This window comes from Saccharothrix sp. NRRL B-16348, assembly GCF_001280085.1.
Taxonomy (GTDB): Bacteria; Actinomycetota; Actinomycetes; order Mycobacteriales; family Pseudonocardiaceae; genus Actinosynnema.
Map to the genome: position 1 here is coordinate 1 of NZ_LGED01000033.1, position 8,033 is coordinate 8,033.

Annotated in this window: 5 protein-coding genes; all 5 read left to right on the forward strand. The window is 68.0% G+C overall.

Features of this window, described 5'->3' with window-relative positions; translation table 11 throughout:
• Positions 1-1,653, forward strand: a 1,653-nt coding sequence (locus ADK67_RS06295; protein ID WP_053715442.1) for an alpha-galactosidase, incomplete at its 5' end; no start/stop codon positions are given.
• A 172-nt stretch (positions 1,654-1,825) separates the two neighbouring features.
• Positions 1,826-3,322, forward strand: a complete 1,497-nt coding sequence (locus ADK67_RS06300; RefSeq protein WP_053715443.1) for a non-reducing end alpha-L-arabinofuranosidase family hydrolase — start codon at positions 1,826-1,828, stop codon at positions 3,320-3,322.
• 135 nt (positions 3,323-3,457) lie between these two features.
• Positions 3,458-5,227, forward strand: a complete 1,770-nt coding sequence (locus ADK67_RS06305) for a family 43 glycosylhydrolase (protein ID WP_231648040.1) — start codon at positions 3,458-3,460, stop codon at positions 5,225-5,227.
• 67 nt (positions 5,228-5,294) lie between these two features.
• A complete protein-coding gene (locus ADK67_RS06310; RefSeq protein ID WP_063797516.1) occupies positions 5,295-7,355 on the forward strand; it encodes a family 43 glycosylhydrolase in 2,061 nt (686 codons plus the stop codon).
• A 299-nt stretch (positions 7,356-7,654) separates the two neighbouring features.
• Positions 7,655-8,033, forward strand: a 379-nt coding sequence (locus ADK67_RS50505; RefSeq protein ID WP_197289311.1) for an RICIN domain-containing protein, incomplete at its 3' end; no start/stop codon positions are given.

Here is an 8,033-nt window from a genome sequence, read left to right on the forward strand (position 1 = left end):
AACGTCACCGAGGCCCAGGTCAAGGCGAACGCCGACTACATGAGGGACAACCTCAAGCAGCACGGCTGGCAGTACATCGTCATCGACTGGGCCTGGTACTACCCCGGCCGGCACACGGGCAGCCCGAACCAGGACGCCAACTTCCAACCCCGTCTGCGCACCGACGCGGGCGGCCTGCTGCTGCCCGACACCACCCGGTTTCCCTCCGCCGCGGGCACGAACGGGTTCAAGCCGTTGGCCGACTACATCCACACGGCCGGTCTGAAGTTCGGGGTGCACCTGATGCGCGGCATCCCGCGCCAGGTGGTCGCCGACAACCTGCCGGTGCCCGGCACGAGCTGCCGGGCGAACGAGATCGAGAACAACACCACCGCGGCCTGGTTGAACCTCAACTGGGGCCTGGACATGGCCAACCCGTGCGCCCAGGCCTACCTGGACGCGCAGTTCAAGCTGCTGGCCTCGTGGGGCGTGGACTACGTCAAGGTCGACGACATCGCCGCGCCGACCTACCGGCAGGCCGAGATCGAGGGCTACAAGCTCGCGATCCAGCGCAGCGGCCGGCCGATGGTGCTCAGCCTCTCGCCCGGCCCGACGTCGACCGGCAACGGCACGCACGTCGCGGACAACGCCAACATGTGGCGGATCGTCAACGACCTGTGGGACAACTGGGGATCGGTCGACGCCCTGTTCGAGCGGCTGCACGCGTGGACGCCGCACCGCAGGCCCGGCGCGTGGCCCGACCCGGACATGATCCCGATCGGGCGGCTGTCCCAGGCGGGACCGGTCGGCGAGCCTCGGTACTCCAACCTGACGTCGGACGAGCAGCACACGCTGATGACGTTGTGGTCGATCACCAAGTCGCCGCTGATGTGGGGCGGTGACCTGACCCAGAACCGGGCGTCCGAGCTGGCGCTCATGACGAACTCCGCCGTGCTGGCCGTGGACCAGCACAGCACCAACAACCGGCGGCTCTACGGCGGCACGCAGGAGGTGTGGACGGCGGACGTGCCCGGTTCGGCGGACAGGTACGTGGCGCTGTTCAACCGCGGCGGTTCCACCGCGAACGTGTCCGTCACGCTCTCTGACCTCGGCATCGGGTCCGCCACCGTGACCGACCTGTGGTCGGGCGCCGGGCTGGGGACGGCGAGCGGAACGCTCACGCGGTCGTTGCCCGCGCACGGCTCCGGCCTGTACCGGCTGGCGCCGCAGAGCACCGTTCCGGTGACCGCCGAGCAGACGCTGACCGCGCGGCACAGCGGCAAGCTCGCCGACGTGTACGACCAGTCGACCGCGGACGGCGGCGACATCGTGCAGTGGGCTTCGAACGGTCAGGCCAACCAGCGCTGGCGGTTCCGCGACCTCGGCGACGGCACGTTCAACATCGTGAGCGTCCACAGTGGACTGTGTTTGGACGTGTACGGCGGCACTGGTGCCACCGCTGACGGCGTGCGCGTGGCGCAGTGGTCGTGCAACGGTCAGACCAACCAGCGCTGGCGCGTGCAGGACGCGGGCAGTGGCTACGTGCGGCTGGTGGCCCAGCACAGCGGCAAGTGCCTGGACGTGTTCGAGGCGTCGACCACCGACGGCGCACGCCTGGTCCAATGGGCCTGCGGCACCGGCGCCAACCAGCAGTGGCAGCGCCGTAACGCCTAGAAATCCCGCGAGTCGCCCTTTCGTACCTCTGAGTTCCATCGCCGTTCTGGACGGATGTTAGCGCTAACACTATCCCTGCCTGGGCAGTTGTCCGTGCGCGGGTGTCGTCGGCGTCCGCGCTGATGCGGCCCCCGCTGCAGGTCGACGGTCCCCATGATGGAAGGAAGATGCTATGTCGGTTGGGTTTGCGCGTACCGCGAGGTGGCGTGGTCGGTGGCGGTCGGGGTTGGCCGCTGCGGCGGCGGTGGCGTTCGTGGGTGGGTTGCTCGCGGTGGCCTCGGCGCCGGCGTCGGCTGCCACGGTGGACACCACCGCGTGGTACGTGCTGGTGAACCGCAACAGCGGCAAGGCCCTCGACGTCTACAACTTCTCCACCTCCGACGGCGGCAACGTCGTCCAGTGGACCCGTACCAACGCCAACAACCAGCAGTTCCAGTTCGTGGACTCCGGCGACGGCTACTACCGGATCAAGTCGCGGCATTCGGGCAAGGTGCTGGACGTGTCCAGCTGGTCGACGGCCGACCACGCCGCCATCCACCAGTGGACCGACCACAACGGCGCCAACCAGCAGTTCCGGTTGGCCGACTCCGACAGCGGCTACGTGCGCCTGATCAACCGCAACAGCGGCAAGGCGGTCGAGGTCCAGAACGCGGCGACCAACGACGGCGGCAACGTCGTGCAGTACAGCGACTGGGGCGGCACCAACCAGCAGTGGCAACTCGCTCGGGTTGACGGTGGCGGCGGCGCGTGCACGCTGCCGTCGACGTACCGCTGGACGTCGACCGGCCCGCTGGCAACCCCGAGCGCGGGGTGGGTCTCGCTCAAGGACTTCACCGCCGTGAAGCACAACGGCCAGAACCTCGTCTACGCCACGACGCACAACGGCCTCACCGGTGAGCAGGGGCGTTGGGAATCGACGGTCTTCAGCCCCTTCACGAACTGGTCCGACATGGCGTCGGCCACCCAGAACAGGATGTCCTTCGGTGCCATCGCGCCGACGCTGCTCTACTTCGCCCCGAAGAACATCTGGGTGCTCGCCTACCAGTGGGGTTGGCCGGACCCCTTCTCCTACCGCACCTCGAGCGACCCCACCAACCCCAACGGCTGGGGCCCGCAGCAGACGCTGTTCACGGGCACCCTCCCCGCCCCTGCGGCACCCATCGACCAGACCCTCATCGCCGACGACAAGAACATGTACCTGTTCTTCGCCGACGACCGCGGCGGCATCTACCGCGCCAGCATGCCCATCGGCAACTTCCCGGGCAGCTTCGGCTCGTCGTACACGAAGATCATGAGCGACACGCCGGCCAACCTGTTCGAGGCGGTCGAGGTCTACAAGGTCAAGGACCAGAACCAGTACCTCATGATCGTCGAGGCGCAGGACTGGCGCGGTCGCTTCTTCCGCTCGTTCACGGCCACCAGCCTGGACGGCACGTGGACACCGCAGGCCGACACCCAGGGCAACCCCTTCGCCGGCGTGGCCAACAGCAGCGCGACCTGGACCAACGACATCAGCCACGGCGATGTGGTCCGCGCCAACCCCGACCAGACCAAGACCATCGACCCCTGCAACCTGCAGTTCCTCTACCAGGGACGCGACCCCGGCACCGACGGCATGGAGTACGGCCTCCTGCCGTACCGGCCGGGCGTGCTGACGCTGCAGCGCTAGAGGGCCGGCTTCTGGCGGTCCCCGCCGACGCCCACCCCTTCGTATCCCAACCGAATGAGGGACTCAACAGTGACATTCACACTTCAGCGATGGTCGAAACGCGTCCTCGCCTTGACGATAAGCCTTCTGTGCATGATGGCTTTTCTTCCAGCCGCGGCCCGGGCAGACAACCCGATCGTGCAGCACGTCTACACCGCCGACCCTGCCCCGCTGGTGCACAACGGGCGGGTCTACCTCTACACCGGGCACGACGAGGACGGCTCCACCTCCTCCTTCGTGATGAAGGACTGGCGGGTGTGGTCCTCCGCCGACATGGTCAACTGGACCGACCACGGCTCACCGCTCAGCCTGGACACCTTCAGCTGGGCGGGCGCCAACGCGTGGGCGGGCCAGGCCGTCGAACGGGGCGGCAAGTTCTACTGGTACGTGCCGGTGTCGGTCCGGGCGACCGGCCAGTTCGCCATCGGCGTGGCGGTGTCGGACAGCCCCACCGGCCCGTTCCGCGACGCCATCGGCCGGCCACTGCTCGAGAACAGCGAGATCGACCCGACGGTCTTCATCGACGACGACGGTCAGGCCTACCTGTACTGGGGCAACCCCAACCTGTGGTACGCGCGCCTCAACGCCGACATGACCTCGTTCTCGGGCAGCCCCACCCAGATCCCGCTCACCACCGCCGGGTTCGGCGAGCGGACCGGCGACACGAACCGGCCGACGCTGTACGAGGAAGGGCCGTGGGTCTACAAGCGCAACGGCCTGTACTACAACGTCTTCGCCGCCAAGTGCTGCGGGGAGTTCATCGCCTACTCCACCGCACCGAGTCCGACCGGGCCGTGGACCTACCGCGGCACCATCATGCCCGCGCAGGGCTCCAGCTTCACCAACCACGCCGGGATCGTCGACTTCAAGGGCGGTTCGTACTTCTTCTACCACAACGGCGCCCTGCCCGGCGGCGGCGGCTTCACCCGGTCCGTGGCGGTGGAGAAGTTCACCTACAACGCCGACGGCACGATCCCGACCATGGACATGACCACGGCCGGGGCGCCGCAGGCGGGCACGCTCGATCCGTACGTCCGCCAGGAGGCCGAGACCATCGCGTGGGGCAGCGGTATCGAAACCGAACCCTCCAGCGAGGGCGGGATGAACCTCAGCTGGATCGAGAACGGCGATTACGTCAAGGTCAAGGGCGTGGCATTCGGCACCGGTGCCGGCTCGTTCACCGCCAGGGTGGCCTCAAGCACCAGCGGCGGGCGGGTCGAGCTGCACCTGGGCAGTGCTACTGGGCCGACGGTCGGGACGTGCACTGTGCCGGGCACCGGAGGCTGGCAGACCTGGAGCACGGTCTCGTGCCCTGTTACCGGTGCGACCGGGACGCATGATCTGTACCTGCGCTTCGTCGGTGACAGCGGGTTCCTGTTCAACATGAACTGGTGGCAGTTCACCACCGGCCAGTCCGCTTTCTCGTCAACGGCCGTCGCCCAGCACAGCGGGTACTGCCTGGACGACCCCGACCGGAGCACCGCCGACGGCATCCAGTACCGGCAGCACACCTGCGGCGCGGGTGAGGAACAGCGGTTCGACTTCCGCCCGGTGTCGGGGGTGGCGGACACCTACTCCCTGGTGAACCGCTCCAGCGGCAAGTGCCTCGACATCCGCGGCGTCTCCACCGACGACGGCGCGGCGGTCCACCAGTGGACCTGCCACGGCGGCACGAACCAGCAGTTCACGCTGCGGCAGGTCGCCGCCGACGACTACCAGCTCGTCGCGGTGCACAGCGGCAAGTGCGTGGACGTCAGCGGGATCTCCACCGCCGTCGGAGCACTGGTCCACCAGTGGACCTGTGACTCCGCCAGTGCCCTGGCCACCAAGAAGAACCAGGTCTGGCGCCTGACCGGCAAGAGCTGAACCAACGCGGGGTCGGGCCCGGGCCGGCAACCCGGCGCCCGACCCTCGACTGACGAATGGAACCACCATGTCCGGGCTCGAATTCCCCATCAGCCGCAGGCGGATGCTCATCGGCGGAGCCGGCGTGCTCGCCGGGATCGCCGCCGCTACCTCCCTCGACCCGTTTACCCAAGCCGAAGCCCAGGAGTCGACTTACGCGAACCCCGTCATCTGGCAGGACTTCGCCGACGTCGAGATCATCCGCGTCGGCGCGGACTTCTACATGACCGCGTCCACGATGCACTACTCGCCGGGAGCACCGGTCCTGCATTCCCGGGACCTCGTCAACTGGGAGTTCATCGGCCACTCCGTGCCGAGGCTCGACTTCAACGACTCGTACGACCTCAACGGCGGCCACCGCTACGTGGGCGGCATCTGGGCCTCCTCCCTCACCCACCGCGCCCGCGAGAACCGCTTCTACTGGCTCGGGCAGATCGACTTCCACCGCTCGTTCATGTACACCGCCACCAACCCCGCCGGGCCCTGGACCCGCCACGCCGAGTTCCCCCGCTCCTACTACGACGCAGGCATGCTCGTCGACACCGACGACACCATGTACGTCGCCTACGGAAACACCGAGCTCTACGTCGCGCAGCTCTCGGCCGACGGCAAGACCGAGGTCCGCAACGAGCACGTCTTCTCCAGTCCGCCGGACATCGGCGGCATGGAGGGCGCTCGGTTCTACAAGATCAACGGCAGCTACTACATGTTCCTCACCAAGCCCCCGAACGGCCAGTACATCCTCAAGTCCTCGTCGCCTTGGGGCCCTTACGAAGTACGGGAGGTGCTGCTCGACATGCCGGGCCCGATCCCCGGCGGCGGCATCCCGCACCAGGGCGGGCTCGTCTCGACCCCGAACGGCGACTGGTACTACATGGGCTTCGTGGACGCCTACCCCGGCGGCCGCGTGCCCGCCCTCGCCCCGATCACCTGGACCTCGGACGGCTGGCCGAAGGTCACCACCGTCAACGGCGCCTGGGGGAGCAGCTACCCGTTCCCGAACCTCACCCCGCATCCCGTGCCGTCCCTGATCGGGACGGACGAGTTCACCGCCGCGACCTTGGCCGCGAAGTGGGAGTGGAACCACAACCCCGACGACACGAAGTGGACCACGGGGAACGGCCTCAAGCTCCAGACCGCCACCGTCACGAACGACCTCTACCGGGCCCGCAACACCCTCACCCACCGCATCCAAGGTCCTTCTTCCACGGCCACCGTCGAACTCGACCCGGCCCAGATGGTGAACGGCGACCGAGCCGGTCTGGCGATCCTCCGCGACTCCTCGGCCTGGATCGGCCTGCGCCGCGACAACGGCGTCACCCGGATCTCCATGACCGACGGCCACACCATGGACTCGAGCTTCAACACCGTCGGCACCGGCACCGAACGCGCGAGTGCGGAACTGTCCGCCAAGGTCGACCCCACTGCCTGGTACGTGCTGGTGAACCGCAGCAGCGGCAAGGCCTTGGACGTCAGCGGCGTGTCCACCGCCGACGGAGCCCCGCTCCACCAGTGGACCCGCACGAACGCGAACAACCAGCAGTTCCAGTTCGTGGACGCCGGCGGCGGCTACTACCGGCTGCGCGCGCGGCACTCGGGCAAGGTGCTGGACGTGTCCAGCTGGTCGACGGCCGACGGTGCCGCCATCCACCAGTGGACCGACCACGGCGGCGTCAACCAGCAGTTTCGGCTGGCCGACTCCGACGGCGGCTACGTGCGCCTGGTCAACCGCAACAGCGCCAAGGCGGTCGAGGTCCAGAACGCGTCGACCGCCGACGGTGCCGGCGTCGTGCAGTACAGCGACTGGGCCGGCAGCAACCAGCAGTGGCAACTCGTCCGGGTCGAAGGCGGGAGCGGCGGCAGCCGAGTCTGGCTGCGCGTCACCGCCGACATTCGACCTGGCGCCGGACGCCAGGCGACCTTCTCCTACAGCACCGACGGCACGACCTTCACGCCGCTCGGACCCGCGTTCACGCTCGGCGACCGCCCGAACTTCTTCATGGGCCACCGGTTCGCGATCTTCAACCACGCCACCGTCGCCCTCGGCGGGGCCGTCACCGTCAATCGGTTCTCCGTCACCACACCCTGATCGATTCTCGCCTGCAGCAGTACGGAGCAGGAACGCTCAACGAAGGCGGGAAAACCTTCCCGTTACATCTTGACGAAGCCGATGTTATCGTTCACAGTCCCCGTGGGTGCGTTCAGTCGCACCAGTGATCGTCAGTCAACCCCTTTTGCCCCTACATATTTCCGCACGGCTCGCCTTGAGAGTGTTAGCGCTAACAAACCACGTCCCGGGCAGTTGTCCGTGCGCGGGTGTCGTCGGCGTCCCGCGCCGATGCGGCCCCGCTGCACGTCGACGGTCCCCATGAGGAGAGGAAAGACGCTATGTCGGTTGGGTTTGCGCGCACCACGAGGTGGCGTGGTCGATGGCGGTCGGGGTTGGCCGCCGCGGCGGCGGTGGCGTTCGCGGGCGGGTTGCTCACGGTGGCCACGACGCCGGCGTCGGCCGCCACGGTGGACACCACCGCCTGGTACGTGCTGGTGAACCGCAACAGCGGCAAGGCCTTGGACGTCAGCGGCGTGTCCACCGCCGACGGAGCCCCGCTCCACCAGTGGACCCGCACGAACGCCAACAACCAGCAGTTCCAGTTCGTGGACTCCGGCAGCGGCTACTACCGGATCAAGGCGCGGCACTCGGGCAAGGTGCTGGACGTGTCCAGCTGGTCGACGGCCGACCACGCCGCCATCCACCAGTGGACCGACC

What these genes read in the sequence shown, in the direction of transcription:
- ADK67_RS06300 (WP_053715443.1), top strand. Translation starts at nt 1,826, where the DNA reads ATGTCGGTTGGGTTTGCGCGTACCGCGAGGTGGCGTGGTCGGTGGCGG.
- ADK67_RS06305 (WP_231648040.1), top strand. Translation starts at nt 3,458, where the DNA reads ATGGCTTTTCTTCCAGCCGCGGCCCGGGCAGACAACCCGATCGTGCAG.
- ADK67_RS06310 (WP_063797516.1), top strand. Translation starts at nt 5,295, where the DNA reads ATGTCCGGGCTCGAATTCCCCATCAGCCGCAGGCGGATGCTCATCGGC.